Genomic DNA, 15,591 nt, shown 5'->3' on the forward strand with positions numbered 1-15,591 from the left:
CGGCATGCTGCGCGCCGTCTTCCTTCCCTCCGAGGCTCCGATGCCCATCGAAATCCGCATGCTGGCCTGGGCGATCCTGCTCGGGATCGCGCAACTGCTGCTCGCCTCTGCCTTCGTCACCGCGCAGCGCGGGCTGAAGTGGAACGCCGGCGCGCGCGATGCGCCGCAACCGCCGCCGGCCGGCGTGGCCGGGCGCCTGGACCGCGCGCTGCGCAACTTCCTGGAAACCTTCCCGTTCTTCGCCGCCGCGGCGGTGGCGGTGGCGGCGCTGGGCAAGGGCGATGCGCACACCGCGCTGTCGGCGCAGATCTACCTGTGGGCGCGGGTGGCGTACGTGCCGCTGTACGCGGCCGGCGTGCCGTACGTGCGCAGCCTGGTGTGGGTGGTGTCGCTGTGGGCGATCCTGCAGCTGGTGTGGGCGCTGTTCTGAGCCCCGCGGGCTGCGACCGATCGTCGCAGCGCTGATCCAGATCAAGGACGCGGTGCGCGGCGGTCGTATCCTGGCCGGGTCCGATCACGGAGTCGCCGCATGCAAGTGGATATCGCCATCGTCGGGGCCGGCCCTGCCGGCCTGTGCTTCGCCCGCTCGCTGGCCGGCAGCGGCCTGTCGCTGGCGCTGATCGAGCCGCAGCCGCGCGCGGCGCTGGCCGAGGCCGCCTTCGACGGCCGCGAAATCGCCCTGACCCATGCCTCGCGGGCGTTGCTGGATCAGTTGGACCTGTGGCCGCGGATCGACCCGCAGGCGATCGCGCCGCTGCGCGATGCGCGGGTGATGAACGGCTCCTCGCCGTTCGCACTGACCTTCGCGGCGGGCGAGGGCGGTCGTGGCGATCTCGGCTGGCTGGTGCCCAATCACCTGATCCGCCGCGCCGCGTTCGCCGCGGTGCAGGACCAGCCCGGTCTGACCTTGCTCGATGGTGTGTCGGTGCAGGCACTGCGTCGCGACGCGCGCCAGGCGCAGGTGCAGCTCTCCGACGGGCGCAGCGTGGCGGCGCGGCTGGTGGTGGCGGCCGACAGCCGTTTTTCCAGCACGCGGCGCATGAGCGGGATCGGCGCGCAGTTGCGCGATTTCGGCCGCACCATGCTGGTGTGTCGGGTGCGCCACGAGCGCCCGCACCATCAGACCGCCTGGGAATGGTTCGGTTACGGCCGCACCATGGCCCTGCTGCCGCTGCACGGCAACGAGGCCTCTGCAGTGCTGACCCTGCCGCCGGAACGCGCGCAGGCGCTGCTGCAGATGGACGAGGCGGCGTTGGGGGCAAAGATCAGTACCTGCTTCGAGCATCGCCTGGGCGCGATGACGCCGCTGGTGCGGCCGCAGGCGTACCCGTTGGTGGCCGTCTATGCGCAGCGCTTCGTCGCCGAGCGCTATGCCTTGATCGGCGACGCCGCGGTGGGCATGCATCCGGTGACCGCGCATGGGTTCAACTTCGGCCTGCAGAGCCAGGCGCGGCTGGCCCGTGCGCTGCACGACGCGATCGCGCGCGGCGGCGACATCGCTGCGCCGGCCTTGCTGGCCGGCTACCAGCGCGGGCACCGCCTGGCCACGCGGCCGCTGTACGAAGCGACCAACGCGATTGCCGCGCTGTACACCGACGATCGCCTGCCGGCGCGCGCGCTGCGCAGCGTCGCGCTGCGCGTGGCCGACCGGGTCGCGCCGTTCAAGCGTGCCATCGCGGCGCACCTGACCCAGCGCGTGGCGGCCATGGCGCGCTGAGGCGGCGGTCGTGCCGATGCATGCGTGCGTGTCTATCGGTGCTCGGCGCGGCTTGCTTTCAATCCCGAATCCCGAATCCCGAATCCCGAATCCCGATCTCAGCGGCGGCTAGCTGGCGTCGGCGCGCCGCTGTTCTGCACCGGCGACCAACGCATCGAGGGCGCTCTGCAGGTCGCCGCTGCGCTGCGCCGCTTCGATCGGCGCGATGGCCCAGGCGCAGCCGGCGTGGCGCAGGTGCTGGCGCCAGTCGCCGGTCCAGCCCTCCAGTTCGTCCAGCGCCAGAGAGATGGAACCGCCGCGCTCCGCGTGGCCGCCGCGGATGGACTGGCCCAGGCGGAACGGCTGCGCTGCGTCGGGGTCGAGCTGCGCGATGTACACGTCGTGGTGCGGATCTTCCGCAGACGGCGCGATGTTGCGGATGCCCAGCGTGATCAGCATCGTATGGCGGTCCGCGCTGTCCGGCGCCACCGGCCGGCGAGTGGCAGGCCAGGGGCGCCGATGGCGGTTATGCCTTGCCGAGCACCTGCACCTGCACGTCGCCCAGCTGTACCACCTGGCCCGCGCGCACCTTGCAGGCCTTGCGCAGTTCGACCTCGCCATCCACGCGCACCTGGCCTTCGCTGATCACGGCCTTGGCGGCGCCGCCGCTGTCGCACAGGCCGGTCAGTTTCAACAGGTGCTTGAGTTCCACGTAGTCGCTTTCTAGCTGGAGATCGATGGTCTGCATTAGGGGCTTGCTCGGAAATCGGCGCCCATTGTCGGTCATTCGCGGGCAAAACGCCCGCCATGTCGGCGGCTGGGGGCTGTCGCCGCTGCCGCAGCCCGCGGCGCCGCGCCTGCTGCAGGCGGCCGCGGTGGCCGGCGTCCGCCAGTGCGGAGAGGGTCACGCCTGAACGGTGTCGTTCACCTGCTTTCGACATGCGGCCCGGCAGGGCGCACAATAGGGGCTTCTTTGCGCCTGCCGGTTCTCTGCGGCGCCCCCGGAGTCTCCCATGTCCCAAGATACCCCCGCGCCGCTGCTGTTCGCAGATCTCGGCCTCTCCCCTGCTGTGATGAAGGCGGTCGCCGACGTCGGCTACGAGTCGCCGTCGCCGATCCAGGCCGCCACCATCCCTGCGCTGCTGACCGGCCGCGACCTGCTCGGCCAGGCGCAGACCGGCACCGGCAAGACCGCCGCGTTCGCGCTGCCGATCCTGTCGCGGCTGGATTTCGCCCAGCGCAAGCCGCAGGCGCTGGTGCTGGCGCCCACGCGCGAACTGGCGATCCAGGTGGCCGAGGCGTTCCACCGCTACGCCGCGGCGATCCCCGGCTTCCAGGTGCTGCCGGTGTACGGCGGCCAGCCCTACGTGCAGCAGCTGTCGGCGCTCAAGCGCGGCGTGCACGTGGTGGTGGGCACCCCGGGGCGGGTGATCGATCACCTGGACCGCGGCACCCTGGACCTGTCCGAGCTGAAGACGCTGGTGCTCGACGAAGCGGACGAAATGCTGCGCATGGGCTTCATCGACGACGTCGAGGCAGTGCTGAAGAAGCTGCCGGAATCGCGCCAGGTGGCGCTGTTCTCGGCGACCATGCCGCCGGCGATCAAGCGCATCGCGCAGACCTATCTGAACGACCCGGCCGAGGTGATCATCGCCTCCAAGACCACCACCTCGGCCAATATCCGCCAGCGCTACTGGGCGGTGAGCGGGCTGCACAAGCTCGACGCGCTGACCCGGATCCTGGAGGTCGAACCGTTCGACGCGATGATCATCTTCGCCCGCACCAAGGCCGGCACCGACGAGCTGGCGCAGAAGCTGCAGGCGCGGGGCCTGGCCGCGGCGGCGATCAACGGCGACATCCAGCAGGCGCAGCGCGAGCGGGTGATCCAGCAGCTCAAGGACGGCAAGCTCGACGTCCTGGTCGCCACCGACGTGGCCGCGCGCGGCCTGGACGTGGAGCGGATCAGCCACGTGCTGAACTACGACATCCCCTACGACACCGAAAGCTACGTGCACCGTATCGGCCGCACCGGCCGGGCCGGGCGCAGCGGCGAAGCGATCCTGTTCGTCAGCCCGCGCGAGCGCGGCATGCTGCGCGCGATCGAGCGCGCCACCCGCCAGCCGATCGAGGAAATGCAGCTGCCCAGCGTCGACGCGGTCAACGACCAGCGCGTGAGCCGCTTCATGGAGAAGATCAGCGAGACCATCGCCGCCGGCGGCATCGACATGTACCGCGATTTGCTGCAGAAGTTCGAGGCCGAGAAGAACGTGCCGATGGTGGAAGTGGCCGCGGCGCTGGCGCGCCTGCTGCAGGGCGAGACGCCGCTGCTGCTGGCCCCGGACCGTCCGCGTCCGCCGCAGGGCGAGCGTTTCGAGCGCCGCGAGCGGCCCGAGCGTGGCGAGCGCCCGGACCGTCCCCGGTTCGAGCCGAAGTTCGAGCGCGAGCCGCGTGCGCCGCGTCGCGACGACGGCGAGCGCCCGGTGCGTCCGGTCCCGGCCGCGCGTGGCGAGGATTTCGACTACCACCGCGACGTCGGCAGCTTCGAGGCGCCGCGCCGCGACAAGGCGCCGAAAGCGCCGCGCGGCGCGCCGGAAGTGGGCATGGAGACCTACCGCATCGAGGTCGGCCACCAGCACGGGGTCAAGCCGGCCAACATCGTCGGCGCGATCGCCAACGAGGCCGGGCTGGAGAGCAAGTACATCGGCCGCATCGACATCCACGACGACCATTCGGTGCTGGACCTGCCGGCGGACATGCCGCGCGAGCTGCTGACGCACCTGAAGAAGGTCTGGGTGTCCGGCCAGCAACTGCAGATGCGCAAGCTCGACGGCGACGATGCCGGCGGCGCGCCGTTCAAGCCGAAGTTCGCCCGTACCGGCAAGCCCGGCGGCAAGCCCAACGCCGCCGGCCCGCGCCCGGCCGGCCGCTTCGCCGCCGACCGGCCGCCGCGCAAGGGGCCGCCGAAGCGCTGAGAGGCCGGGAATAGGGAGTAGGGAATCGGGAATGGGGGGCGTCCCCGCTGCCGCTCCCTGCCGTCGTTCCCGACGTTAGCCATGGCCCAGCCGGCAGCAGCCCGCTGTTGCCATTCCCCATTCCCAACTCCCCATTCCCAGCTCCCAGCCCATGTCCGTCCGCCTCAACAAGCACATCGCCGAGACCGGTTTTTGCTCGCGCCGGGAGGCCGATCGGCTGATCGCCGCGCGCCGGGTCACCGTCAACGGCCAGCCGGGTGGGGTCGGTTCGGTGGTGGGCGAGGGCGACGAGGTCAAGGTCGACGGGCAGCCGCTGCGCGCGCGCGCCAAGGCCAAGAGTGGGCGCCGCCACGTCTACATCGCGCTGAACAAGCCGGTCGGGGTGACCTGCACCACCGAGAGCGCGGTCAAGGGCAACATCGTCGACTTCGTCGGCCACGAGCAGCGCATCTTCCCGATCGGGCGCCTGGACAAGGAGTCCGAGGGGCTGATCCTGATGACCAGCAACGGCGACATCGTCAACGAGATCCTGCGCGCGGAGAACCGCCATCAGAAGGAATACCTGGTGGCGGTGAACAAGCCGGTCACCGACGAATTCCTGCGCGGCATGGCGCGCGGCGTGCGCGTGCACGACCAGATGACCCTGCCGTGCCGCACCGCGCGGATCGCCAAGTTCGGCTTCCGCATCGTGCTGGAGCAGGGGCTCAACCGGCAGATCCGCTTGATGGCCGCGGCGTTCGACTACCGGGTCACCCAGTTGCGCCGCGTGCGCATCGACAACATCAAGCTTGGCGCGCTGAAGCCGGGCCAGTGGCGCAATCTCACCGAACAGGAACTGCGCGGCCTGCTGCCGCAGCGCCAGGAGTGGTAACCACGTCGCAGTGTCGGCGTTCGGCTGCCGCCGCGCGGCCCAACCGTACAGGCGGCGCGCCCGCCAGGGCTGGCGTCCGCCGCGGATTTGGCCATACTGCGCAACGCGAACCATCGCCGCCGCCGGGTATTCCGTGATCAAGCCCCGCAAGCCCGACAACGAAGCCGCACGCCTGCAGGCGTTGCACGCGTTGCAGATCCTCGACACCGAACCGGAAGCGTCCTACGACGATCTGGTCGGCATCGCCGCCAAGCTGTGCGACACGCCCTCGGCGTTGATCTCGCTGGTCGATGACGAGCGCCAGTGGCTGAAGGCGCAGCGCAACGTCTGCCTGTTGAGCACCGCACGCGACGAGTCGTTCTGCGGGCACACCATCCTGACCCCGGAACAGGTGATGGTGGTCGCCGACGCCACCGCCGATGCGCGCTTCCAGCACAATCCGCTGGTCACCGAGGGCGGTGTGCGCTTCTACGCCGGCGCGCCGCTGCTGACCCGCGAGGGCCTGCCGGTCGGCACGGTGTGCGTGCTCGACAACCGTCCGCGCACCCTGCAGCCGGAACAACTGGCGGCGCTGCAGGCGCTGTCGCGGCAGGTGATGCAGCTGATCGAACTGCGCCGCAGCAGCCATGCGCTGGCGCTGCAGTTGCGCGAACGCGCCTGGTACGAGCAACAGCTGCTGCAGTACCAGGAATCGCTGGAATCGCTCAACGCCGAACTGCTGGAACAGGCGCGCACCGATCCGCTGACCGGCCTGCTCAACCGCCGCGCCTTCGCCACCGCGTTGATGATCCATGCCGAGGCGGCGCAGCCGGGTTCGGCGCCGCTCAGCGTGGCGATCCTGGATCTGGACTACTTCAAGAGCGTCAACGACCTGCATGGTCACGACAAGGGCGATGAGGCGCTGCTAGCGCTGGCCGACATGCTGCGCGCGCGCCTGCCGCCCGAGAGCGTCGTGGCGCGCTACGGCGGCGGCGAGTTCGCGCTGTTGCTGCCGGGGATGGACGCGGCGCAGGCCATGCGCGCCTGCGAGCGCCTGCGCCAGGACACCAGTCTGCTGCAGCTCGGCGTGCCGCTCACCGCCAGCATCGGCGTGGCCACGCTGCAGGGTCGCGAAAGCGCCGAGGACCTGCTCAAGCGCGCCGACCAGGGCCTGTACCAGGCCAAGCGTGCCGGCCGCGACTGCGTGTCGCTGGCGGCGTAAGTACGCCACGTCATTCCGGGACGATCCTCAGATTCCTCCTTGTTCTAGGGGAAAAATTCCCCCGCAGGGGTAGGCGCGTCGCCTCGCGAACGCAGACGACGCAGACGCTTTCGCGCCGTACTCTCACCGCAACCCCTCTCCCGGGGGAGAGGGGCTAGTTCCCCAGCATGCCGTGCCCTTCGCGTTGGGCCTGCGGTCATGCCGCAAATGCCCAGGACCGGGCCAATCCCGACTCCGCAATCCCCAATCCCGAAGTGAGCGCCCCCGCGCTCACTCCACCACGTTCTTCGCCTCGCAAGTGGCCAGCAGCTCCGGGTGCTGCACCGGACGCGTGCGGGTCAGCAGCGGATGCAGGAACACCGCGCCCAGGATCACTGCCACGCCGAGGTAGAACAGCCCGGTGAGCTGGCGCTGCTCGTCCAGCAGCACGATCGCGAACACGATCGCGTAGACCGGTTCCAGGTTGGTGACCAGTTGCACCGCGTAGGCGCTGAGCCGGCGCAATGCGACCAGGGCCAGGGCGAACGGCAGCAGCGTGCACAGCAGCGCCAGCGCCAGCAGCAGCGCGGTGTCGTGCAGGCTGGGCAGCACCAGCAAGGGCCCGCTCAACGCCGGCAGCACGAACGGCAGCAACGGCGCCAGCGCGGTCAGGGTCAGGGTGCCGGCGCCCAGTTCCAGTGCGGTCACGGTCAGCGGATCGGCATGGTCGACCAGGCGCTTGTTGAGCGAGCCGAAGGCCGCCACCAGCAGCGCCGACACCGCGCCGACGGCGACACCGGCGCGCATCCCGTGCGGTACCCCGCCGACCACCAAGGCCACGCCGGGCAGCACCGCCAGGCCGAAGGCCAGTTCGCTGGGGCGGAACGGCCGTTTCGCCACCCACGGTTCGATCACCGCGGTGAACACCGGCGCCAGCGCGATGCAGGTCGCCGCGACCGAGGCGTTGGCCAGCTTGATCGCGCCGTAGAACGTGAGCCAGTGCAGGCCGACCAGGGCGCCGACCACCGCGTAGCCGAGCGCCAGTTTCGGCGTCAGTGCCGCCAGGCCGCGCCACACCCGCGGCAGCAGCGCCAGCGCGGCCACCACCATCAGCATCCGCCACCACACCAGCGGCAGCGCGGGCAGGGTGATCAGCTTGCCGAGAATCGCGGTGATCCCCCACAGCAGGACGCAGAAATGGATTTGCAGTTGGGCTTTGGTGGTGGGGTGCATCGGCATCCGCGTATTGTCGCGCAAAGCGCGCCGCCACGGTCGCGGATCGCCACACGGGTCAGGCGTCTGGCGCCGGCGGCGACGCGTTCCGCGCCATCCTGCGCGCATAGGCGGCGGTGAGCGGCGGCACCAGCAGCGCCGTCACCACCACCGAGGTCGCCACCAGTGCGGTCGCGGCCGGCGCGGTGGCCCGGAACTGCGGCGCCACCGCCGCCACCAGCGCGGGCGTGGCCACCGCCGCGCCGGCGGTGCTGGAGGCGGCGAGGCCGGCGCTGCCGTTGCCGCCGGCCAGCCAGCGATCGGCCAGCAGCAGCGGGATCCCGGTCGCCACCATCACCAGCAGGCCCAGCGCGACCCCGGCCACGCCGGCATGGGCGACCATGCGCAGGTCCAGGGTATTGCCCAGGGCGAAGGCGAAGAACGGGATCAGTGCCGGCACCGCCCGCGCGAACAGGGCGCGCAGCGCCGGGTCCAGGTTGCCGAGCGCGAAACCGGCCAGCAGCGGCAGCACCGCGCCGAGCAGCAGCCGCGGTTCGAAGTTGGCGACGCCGGCGGTGCCGAGGATCAGCATGGTCACCAGCGGGCCGGATTCCAGCGACATCAGCGCCATCGCCCCGGCCTCGCCGCGGCGGCCGTACTGCTGCATGAGCGCGGCGAACAGGCCGGCATTGGTCATGTCCATCGCCGCGACCAGCGCCAGCACCGACATGCCGCTCCAGATGCCGGAGACGATGCCGCCCGGCGGCAACAGTCGCGCGGCGATCACCGCGGTCAGCCACGCCACCGCGATCTTGGTCAGCACCAGCACGCCGGAGGCGCGCAACACGCGGCCGCCGCTGCGCAGCCGGATCGAGGCGCCCAGGCAGAAGCACCACACCGCCAGGATCGGCACCAGCCCGCCGATCAGGCCCTGGGTGAACGAGCCGAACCAGGCGCCGGCCTGCGGCCACACGGTGTGGCAGAGCGCGCCGAGCAGCAGCGGCGCCAGCATCATGCCGCCGGGAAGACGTTCGAGGGTCTGTTTGATCCGCATCGAGGGACTCCGCGTGTGCAGGCGCGGCCCGCGGCCGCGGCCCGGCGACCGCGCCGGACGGGCGGTGTTGTACCGCAGCGCGGCGACCGCCAGGTGTCGCCGAGTGCGCGCGCTCGGGGTCCGGTTCAGCCGTCTTGCGACCGCGGCGGCCACGGTCGCGCTTGCGCCGTGCCGGGCGTCGCGTGCGCGTGCGCGTGGTCGAGCGCGTCATGCCTGTGCGGCGGACCCCAGCATCTTCAGCAGAGCCATCGCCGCGGCGGGATTGCGTTCCTTGGCGGCGCTGATGAAGTAGACGAAGACCTCGCGCGGCGTGGTCTTGGCCACGGCCGTATCGGCGTGCGGCAGCGCCTGCGGATCCTCGCCGCGGCGCCAGGCCTGCGCGTGCGCGGCCCAGGTCTGCAATTCCTTCGGCGGGTAGCCATGGGCGACGCCGGCGCGACTGCGCATCAGCCGCGCATAGACGAAGTCGGCGCCCAGGTCGGCGAAGGAGGGGAACTCGGGCGAATCGGTGAACACCGTGGCCACGCCGTGCCGGCGGGTCAGGTGCAGCAGTTCCGGTCCGACGCAGGCCGGGTCGCGCACTTCCAGCACGTGGCGCAGAAGGCGCCCGTCGGTCTTGCGCGGCAACAGGTCCAGGAACGCGGCCAGGTCGTCCAGGTCCAGGCGGTGGCCGTGCTCGAACTGCCACAGCAGCGGGCCGAGGCGGTCGCCGAGGTTGGCGATGCCGCCGACGAAATCCTCGATCTGCGTGCTGGCGCCGGCCAGCCGCCGCAATGCGGTGATGCGCTTGGGCGCCTTGGCCGAGAACAGGAAGCCCGGCGGCGTCTCGTCGCGCCAGCGCGCATAGGTCTCCGGCTTCTGCGCGCCGTAGTAGGTGCCGTTGATCTCGATGCTGGTGACGTGGCGGCTGGCGTATTCCAGCTCGCGGCGCTGCACCAGGCCCTGCGGATAGAACATGCCGCCGCGCCACGGCGCGTAGGTCCAGCCGCCGATGCCGACGCGGATGCCGTCCGGCGCGGCCGGGGCGGAGTCGAAGAGATCGTTCATGCGGGCGTGTCCGGCGGCAGGCGGGGAGCGATTGTGCCGCAGCGCGGCGTTGCGGGGTGTGGTCGTGGGTGTCAGTGGCCTGGTGGCGTCGCTGGGCGGTGCGCGGCGTGTGCCTGTGCCGCGTGTTCGTCGCCTGCGCGATGGCGTGCGCCATGCGTGCGTGCAGGGCGGGAATGGCCGCCAACTCCGCTGGCCGCTGCGTGCGAGTTGGACGTTGGCAGTAGCGGCCACCCGCGTCTGGACCGCATCTGGCACTACGCGGCGTTGCAGCGGCGCGCCTTGGTCCGCCGCAAACGGCCCGGCAGGCTCTACACTCGCCGGGACGCGCGCGCCAGTGTGCGGCCTTGGTTTCCCTTCTTCAGGAGCGACGCAGTTGAAGAGCATCTCGATGGGCTGCGGCCTGTTGCTGGCGATGAGCGCCACCGTGCAGGCGCAGGCGCCTGTCCCCGCCGCGGCCCCCGCACCGGCCCCGGCCGCATTGCCGCCCGGGCTGCAGGACCTGGACGCGCAGGTGGAGCGGGTGCGCAAGCAGTTCGACGTGCCCGGCATCGCCATCGCCATCGTCAAGGACGGGCAGGTGGTGCTGGAGCGCGGCTATGGCGTGCGCGAACTCGGCAAGCCGGAACCGGTGGACGCGCAGACCCTGTTCGCCATCGCCTCCAATACCAAGGCCTTCACCTCCGCCGCGCTGTCGATCCTGGCCGACGAAGGCAAGCTCAAGCTCGAGGACCGGGTGGTGGACCACCTGCCGTGGTTCCAGATGTCCGACGCCTACGTCACCCGCGAGATGCGCGTGCGCGACCTGCTCAGCCATCGCAGCGGCCTGAGCCTCGGCGCCGGCGACCTGCTGTTCTGGCCGGCCACCAGTTACAGCAACGAAGAGGTGGTGCGGCGCCTGGCGCATGTGCCGCTGAAGGGCGGTTTCCGCGACCGCTACGCCTACGACAACATCCTGTACGCGGTGGCGCAGAAGCTGATCGAGCAGGTGTCCGGGCAGAGCTACGCCGAGTTCGTGCGCCAGCGCATCTTCGTGCCGGTGGGCATGACCGGCGCGCGCATCAACAGCGACCACCTGCAGCCCGGCGACGAGGCCGCGGTCGGCCACGCCAAGTTCGACTTCCGCGAGTTGCGCACGGTGGCGCCGCTGACCTGGTCCAACAATTCCGGTGCCGGCGGCATCTACGCCAATGTGCACGACATGGCCAAGTGGATGCAGGTGCAGCTCGACGGCGGCCGCCTGCCGGCGGCCGATGGCCAAGCGCGGCAGTTGTTCAGTGCGCAGCGCCAGCAGGAGATGTGGCAGATGATCACGCCGATCGCGATCTCCGAGCCGAGCGTCCCGGAACTGCTGCCGGCCAAGCCCAACTTCGCAGGCTACGGCGAGGGCTGGAGCCTGAGCGACTACCGCGGCGCCAAGCTGGTCTGGCACACCGGCGGCTGGCCGGGCATGGTCTCGCGGCTGACCCTGGTGCCGGAGCGCAAGCTGGGCGTGATCGTGCTGACCAACCAGGAGGTCGGCGCCGCCTTCAACGCGATCACCCTGCGCGTGCTGGACGCCTACCTGGGCGCGCCGGCGACCGACTGGACCGCCGCCTACGCCAGGGCCGTGGCCAAGGCCGATGCCAATGCCGACGAGGACTGGGCCAAGCACGTCGCGGCCCGCGACGCCAAGTCCACGCCGTCGCTGCCGCTGTCCGGCTACGCCGGCACCTACCGCGACCCGTGGTACGGCGATGTGGTGGTGCGCCAGCAGGGCAAGCGCCTGGAACTGCAGTTCAGCAAGACCGCGCAGCTGGTCGGCACCCTGGAGCACTGGCAGCACGACACCTTCATCGTGCGCTGGCGCGACCGCTCGCTCAACGCCGACGCCTTCCTGAGCTTCGCCCTGACCGCCGACGGCAAGGTGCGCGAGGCGCGCATGCAGGCGATCTCGCCGCTGACCGATTTCAGCTTCGATTTCCAGGATCTGGTGCTGACGCCGGTGGAGTGACTGCTGGGAATCGGGAATGGGGAATAGGGAATGGTAGGAGCGGCTTCGACCGCGACCGGGCTTCCTCGGTGAAGCCAGTCGCGGCTGAAGCCGCTCCTGCGAGGGGGAACGATGGAGGAGCCACTGTCGCGAATCCCCAATCCCGGCGCTACCGCGTCGCGACTGAAGCCGCTCCCGCAAGGGAAAGCGATGCGCACGGACGCCCGCTTTTACGATTCCCCATTCTCCACTCCCCATTCCCAGCGTCACGAAGCGTGACGCCGAATACGCTACCCTGACGCCCCTTTTCAGGCGTGACGTGGCGATGTTCCGCTGGTTCGAGTCCCTGATCGAGGTCTTTCCGAAGATCGAGACGCAGATGCCGCCGCGTGGGGTGGTGCGCTTCTATCTGCACTATCTGCGCCCGCTGTGGCCGTTGCTGCTCGCCACGCTGCTGGCCGGTCTCGCGTTGGCCCTGGTGGAAGTGGCGATGTTCGACTTCCTCGGGCGCATCGTCGACATGGTCGCCGAGCAGCCGGGGCCGGACTTCTTCCAGCGCCATGCCGGCGAGCTGCTGTGGATGGCGTTCGTCGTGCTGCTGGCGCGGCCGTTGTTCGTGGCCCTGCACAACCTGCTGGTGAACCAGGCCATCGTGCCCGGCCTGAGCAACCGCGCGCGCTGGCTGATGCACAACTACGTGGTGCGGCAGAGCCTGGGCTTCTTCCAGAACGACTTCGCCGGGCGCATCGCCAACCGGGTCATGCAGACCGGCACCTCGCTGCGCGAGTCGGCGGTGCAGATGGTCGATGCGCTCTGGTACATCGTGGTCTACACCGGCAGCGCGCTGTACCTGTTCGCCCAGGCCGATCCCTGGCTGATGGCGCCGTTGCTGGTGTGGGTGCTGGCCTACGTGGCGCTGATGGTCTACTTCGTGCCGCGGATGAAGCAGCGCGCCTGGATCGCCTCGGACGCGCGCTCCAAGGCGATGGGCCGCATCGTCGACGGCTACACCAACATCGCCACGCTCAAGCTGTTCTCGCATGCCGGGCGCGAGCAGGCCTACGTGCGCGAGGCGATCGACGAGCTGGCGGTCAAGCACCGCGGGCAGACCCGCATGACCACCGCTATGGACAGCGCCATCGCCATCATCAACGGCTTCCTGATCGCGGTGACCTGCGGGCTGGCGCTGTGGCTGTGGAGCCGCGGACAGATCAGCGTGGGCGCGATCACCCTGGCCACCGGCCTGGTGATCCGCATCCACAACATGTCCGGCTGGATCATGTGGACGGTCAACGGCATCTTCGAGGACATCGGTGCGGTGCAGGACGGCATGGAGACCATCGCGCAGCCGGCGCAGGTGCAGGATCGCGCCGACGCGGTGCCGCTGCGCGTGGAGCGCGGCGAGGTCCGCTTCGAGCACATCCACTTCCATTACGGCAAGCGCGGCGGGGTCATCGCCGGGCTCGACCTGCAGGTGCGCGCGGGCGAGAAGATCGGCCTGGTCGGGCCGTCCGGCGCCGGCAAGTCGACCCTGGTCAACGTGCTGCTGCGGCTGTACGACCTGGAGCAGGGCCGCATCCTGATCGACGGCCAGGACATCGCCGGCGTCACCCAGGAGAGCCTGCGCCAGCAGATCGGCCTGGTCACCCAGGACACCTCGCTGCTGCACCGCTCGATCCGCGACAACCTGCTGTACGGCCGCCCCGACGCCAGCGAGGCGCAATTGCGCGCCGCGGTGGCCAAGGCGCGCGCCGACGAGTTCATCGAGCAGTTGCAGGACGGCGAGGGCCAGCGCGGCTACGACGCGCAGGTCGGCGAGCGCGGCGTGAAGCTGTCTGGCGGCCAGCGCCAGCGCATCGCCATCGCCCGCGTGCTGCTCAAGGACGCGCCGATCCTGATCCTGGACGAGGCCACCTCGGCGCTGGATTCGGAAGTGGAGGCGGCGATCCAGGACAGCCTGGACGAACTGATGGCCGGCAAGACGGTGATCGCGATCGCCCACCGGCTCTCCACCATCGCGCGGATGGACCGGCTGGTGGTGATGGACCGCGGCGCCATCGTCGAGACCGGCACCCATGCCGAGCTGGTCGCCCGCGGCGGGCTGTACGCGCGGCTGTGGGCGCGCCAGACCGGCGGCTTCGTCGCGGCGGACTGACGCGGCTCGCCATCCAGGATGGCCGGCGACGGCGCGACATCGGCGTCGTGCCGCCAGGGCGGGGCGGCGCCGGGTACGCGCCGCGGCATGGTCCTGGGCGGGGCCCGCGCTGTGCGTGCCCGACGCGCATCCGACCAGCCGACCGTGGTGTTCCCTGGGCGGCGCACCGCCAGGCGGTTCGGCGCCGATGGCCCGGCAATGCGACAATGCCCGGCTTACCGAGATTCGCCAGACCATGTCCCGATTGCAGTTCCAGCTCCACACCACCGACGGCGCCGCGCGCCGCGGCCGCCTGACCTTCCCGCGCGGGACGGTCGAGACTCCCGCGTTCATGCCGGTGGGCACCTACGGCTCGGTCAAGGGCGTGCTGCCCGAACAGATCAAGGCGCTGGGCGCGCAGATCATCCTCGGCAACACCTTCCACCTGTACCTGCGCCCGGGCCTAGACGTGATCGGCGATCACGGCGGCCTGCACGGCTTTGCCCGCTGGGACGGGCCGATCCTGACCGATTCCGGCGGCTTCCAGGTGTTCTCGCTGGCGCACCGACGCAAGATCAGCGAGCAGGGCGTCACCTTCGCCTCGCCGACCGACGGCGCCAAGGTGTTCCTGGGGCCGGAGGAGAGCATGAAGATCCAGCGGGTGCTCGATTCGGACATCGTGATGATCTTCGACGAGTGCACCCCGTACCCGGCCACCGAGGACGTGGCGCGGCGCTCGATGGAGCTGAGCCTGCGCTGGGCGCAGCGCTCGCGCGACGCGCACGATGCGCTGGGCAACGACGCCGCGCTGTTCGGCATCGTCCAGGGCGGCGTGCATGCGGACCTGCGCAGCCGCTCGATCGAGGGCCTGCAGGCGATCGGCTTCGACGGCTACGCGATCGGCGGCCTGGCGGTGGGCGAGCCGGAGCACGAGCGCAACGCCATGCTCGAGCACCTGCATCCGCGCCTGCCCGGCGACCGCCCGCGCTACCTGATGGGCGTGGGACGCCCGGAGGACCTGGTCGAGGGCGTGGCCCGCGGCGTGGACATGTTCGACTGCGTGATGCCGACCCGCAACGCGCGCAACGGCCACTATTTCACCTCGTTCGGCACGGTGCGCATCCGCAACGCCAAGTACGAGCGCGACCTCGATCCGATCGAGCCGGGCTGCGGCTGCCATGCCTGCAGCAGCGGCTACACCCGCGCCTACCTGCGCCACCTGGACCGCTGCAACGAGATGCTGGCGCCGATGCTGGGCACCCTGCACAACCTCTGGTACTACCAGAAGCTGATGGCCGACATGCGCGCGGCGATCGCCGCGGGAACCTTTGCCCAGTTCCGGCGGTCCTTCTATGCGGCGCGCGGGATGGAAGCCACCCCACTCCCAACGGAGCACGGATAAGCCCCTCTCCCCCCGGGAGAGGGGTTGGGGTGAGGGTCCGGGCGCAGCCTCGTG

At 70.6% G+C, this 15,591-nt stretch carries 13 protein-coding genes; 8 read left to right on the forward strand and 5 right to left on the reverse strand.

The window, feature by feature from the left end; translation table 11 throughout:
* Positions 1-40: 40 nt before the first annotated feature.
* Positions 41-430, forward strand: coding sequence for an MAPEG family protein (locus CEK65_RS02490; protein WP_026143987.1), 390 nt, complete (start codon positions 41-43; stop codon positions 428-430).
* Positions 431-529: 99 nt separating this feature from the next.
* Positions 530-1,717 carry a 5-demethoxyubiquinol-8 5-hydroxylase UbiM gene (gene ubiM / locus CEK65_RS02495; RefSeq protein ID WP_152180663.1) on the forward strand — a complete coding sequence of 396 codons (1,188 nt, stop codon included), beginning with the start codon at positions 530-532 and terminating at the stop codon, positions 1,715-1,717.
* Positions 1,718-1,825: 108 nt separating this feature from the next.
* On the opposite strand, the gene CEK65_RS02500 is transcribed toward ubiM, so the two are convergent.
* Together CEK65_RS02500 and CEK65_RS02505 are read right to left on the reverse strand one after the other, a co-directional pair.
* Complete coding sequence (locus CEK65_RS02500; RefSeq protein WP_017916269.1) at positions 1,826-2,155, reverse strand: hypothetical protein; 330 nt, start codon at positions 2,153-2,155, stop codon at positions 1,826-1,828.
* Positions 2,156-2,222: 67 nt separating this feature from the next.
* Positions 2,223-2,444 carry an RNA-binding S4 domain-containing protein gene (locus CEK65_RS02505; RefSeq protein WP_017909138.1) on the reverse strand — a complete coding sequence of 74 codons (222 nt, stop codon included), beginning with the start codon at positions 2,442-2,444 and terminating at the stop codon, positions 2,223-2,225.
* A gap of 265 nt (positions 2,445-2,709) precedes the next feature.
* Here CEK65_RS02505 and CEK65_RS02510 point away from each other — a divergent pair, with 265 nt between their 5' ends.
* The 3 genes from CEK65_RS02510 to CEK65_RS02520 all read left to right on the forward strand — a co-directional run bounded on the left by CEK65_RS02510 (position 2,710) and on the right by CEK65_RS02520 (position 6,740).
* Positions 2,710-4,668: a DEAD/DEAH box helicase gene (locus CEK65_RS02510; RefSeq protein ID WP_152180664.1), complete on the forward strand. Its 1,959-nt coding sequence runs from the start codon at positions 2,710-2,712 to the stop codon at positions 4,666-4,668.
* A 151-nt stretch (positions 4,669-4,819) separates the two neighbouring features.
* Positions 4,820-5,539, forward strand: a complete 720-nt coding sequence (locus tag CEK65_RS02515) for a pseudouridine synthase (RefSeq protein WP_010343505.1) — start codon at positions 4,820-4,822, stop codon at positions 5,537-5,539.
* 133 nt (positions 5,540-5,672) lie between these two features.
* Positions 5,673-6,740 (forward strand): sensor domain-containing diguanylate cyclase, encoded by a 1,068-nt coding sequence (locus tag CEK65_RS02520; protein WP_152180665.1) that lies wholly within the window; start codon positions 5,673-5,675, stop codon positions 6,738-6,740.
* 270 nt (positions 6,741-7,010) lie between these two features.
* Here CEK65_RS02520 and CEK65_RS02525 read toward each other — a convergent pair whose 3' ends face one another.
* From CEK65_RS02525 to CEK65_RS02535, 3 genes are all read right to left on the reverse strand, one after another.
* Positions 7,011-7,958 (reverse strand): DMT family transporter, encoded by a 948-nt coding sequence (locus CEK65_RS02525; protein ID WP_017916225.1) that lies wholly within the window; start codon positions 7,956-7,958, stop codon positions 7,011-7,013.
* Between the two features lie 52 nt (positions 7,959-8,010).
* The gene (locus CEK65_RS02530) at positions 8,011-8,985 is read right to left on the reverse strand and encodes a 2-keto-3-deoxygluconate permease (protein ID WP_152180666.1); all 975 of its coding nucleotides are present in this window, start codon (positions 8,983-8,985) and stop codon (positions 8,011-8,013) included.
* A gap of 207 nt (positions 8,986-9,192) precedes the next feature.
* Positions 9,193-10,032, reverse strand: a complete 840-nt coding sequence (locus tag CEK65_RS02535) for a DUF72 domain-containing protein (RefSeq protein ID WP_152180667.1) — start codon at positions 10,030-10,032, stop codon at positions 9,193-9,195.
* Positions 10,033-10,405: 373 nt separating this feature from the next.
* Between CEK65_RS02535 and CEK65_RS02540 the strand changes: the two genes are divergently transcribed.
* The 3 genes from CEK65_RS02540 to tgt all read left to right on the forward strand — a co-directional run bounded on the left by CEK65_RS02540 (position 10,406) and on the right by tgt (position 15,537).
* Complete coding sequence (locus tag CEK65_RS02540; RefSeq protein ID WP_152180668.1) at positions 10,406-12,022, forward strand: serine hydrolase; 1,617 nt, start codon at positions 10,406-10,408, stop codon at positions 12,020-12,022.
* Between the two features lie 304 nt (positions 12,023-12,326).
* Positions 12,327-14,156 carry an ABC transporter ATP-binding protein gene (locus CEK65_RS02545; RefSeq protein ID WP_152180669.1) on the forward strand — a complete coding sequence of 610 codons (1,830 nt, stop codon included), beginning with the start codon at positions 12,327-12,329 and terminating at the stop codon, positions 14,154-14,156.
* Between the two features lie 235 nt (positions 14,157-14,391).
* The gene (gene tgt / locus CEK65_RS02550; RefSeq protein ID WP_026144018.1) at positions 14,392-15,537 is read left to right on the forward strand and encodes a tRNA guanosine(34) transglycosylase Tgt; all 1,146 of its coding nucleotides are present in this window, start codon (positions 14,392-14,394) and stop codon (positions 15,535-15,537) included.
* Positions 15,538-15,591 lie beyond the last annotated feature (54 nt).

It is taken from the genome of Xanthomonas sp. LMG 12459 (assembly GCF_009192905.1).
Classification (GTDB): domain Bacteria; phylum Pseudomonadota; class Gammaproteobacteria; order Xanthomonadales; family Xanthomonadaceae; genus Xanthomonas_A; species Xanthomonas_A sontii.

Coding starts and splice junctions, on each gene's coding strand:
- CEK65_RS02500 (WP_017916269.1), bottom strand. CDS start 2,155: ATGCTGATCACGCTGGGCATCCGCAACATCGCGCCGTCTGCGGAAGAT.
- CEK65_RS02515 (WP_010343505.1), top strand. CDS start 4,820: ATGTCCGTCCGCCTCAACAAGCACATCGCCGAGACCGGTTTTTGCTCG.
- CEK65_RS02510 (WP_152180664.1), top strand. CDS start 2,710: ATGTCCCAAGATACCCCCGCGCCGCTGCTGTTCGCAGATCTCGGCCTC.
- ubiM (WP_152180663.1), top strand. CDS start 530: ATGCAAGTGGATATCGCCATCGTCGGGGCCGGCCCTGCCGGCCTGTGC.
- CEK65_RS02535 (WP_152180667.1), bottom strand. CDS start 10,032: ATGAACGATCTCTTCGACTCCGCCCCGGCCGCGCCGGACGGCATCCGC.
- CEK65_RS02545 (WP_152180669.1), top strand. CDS start 12,327: ATGTTCCGCTGGTTCGAGTCCCTGATCGAGGTCTTTCCGAAGATCGAG.
- CEK65_RS02525 (WP_017916225.1), bottom strand. CDS start 7,958: ATGCCGATGCACCCCACCACCAAAGCCCAACTGCAAATCCATTTCTGC.
- CEK65_RS02530 (WP_152180666.1), bottom strand. CDS start 8,985: ATGCGGATCAAACAGACCCTCGAACGTCTTCCCGGCGGCATGATGCTG.
- CEK65_RS02505 (WP_017909138.1), bottom strand. CDS start 2,444: ATGCAGACCATCGATCTCCAGCTAGAAAGCGACTACGTGGAACTCAAG.
- CEK65_RS02490 (WP_026143987.1), top strand. CDS start 41: ATGCCCATCGAAATCCGCATGCTGGCCTGGGCGATCCTGCTCGGGATC.
- tgt (WP_026144018.1), top strand. CDS start 14,392: ATGTCCCGATTGCAGTTCCAGCTCCACACCACCGACGGCGCCGCGCGC.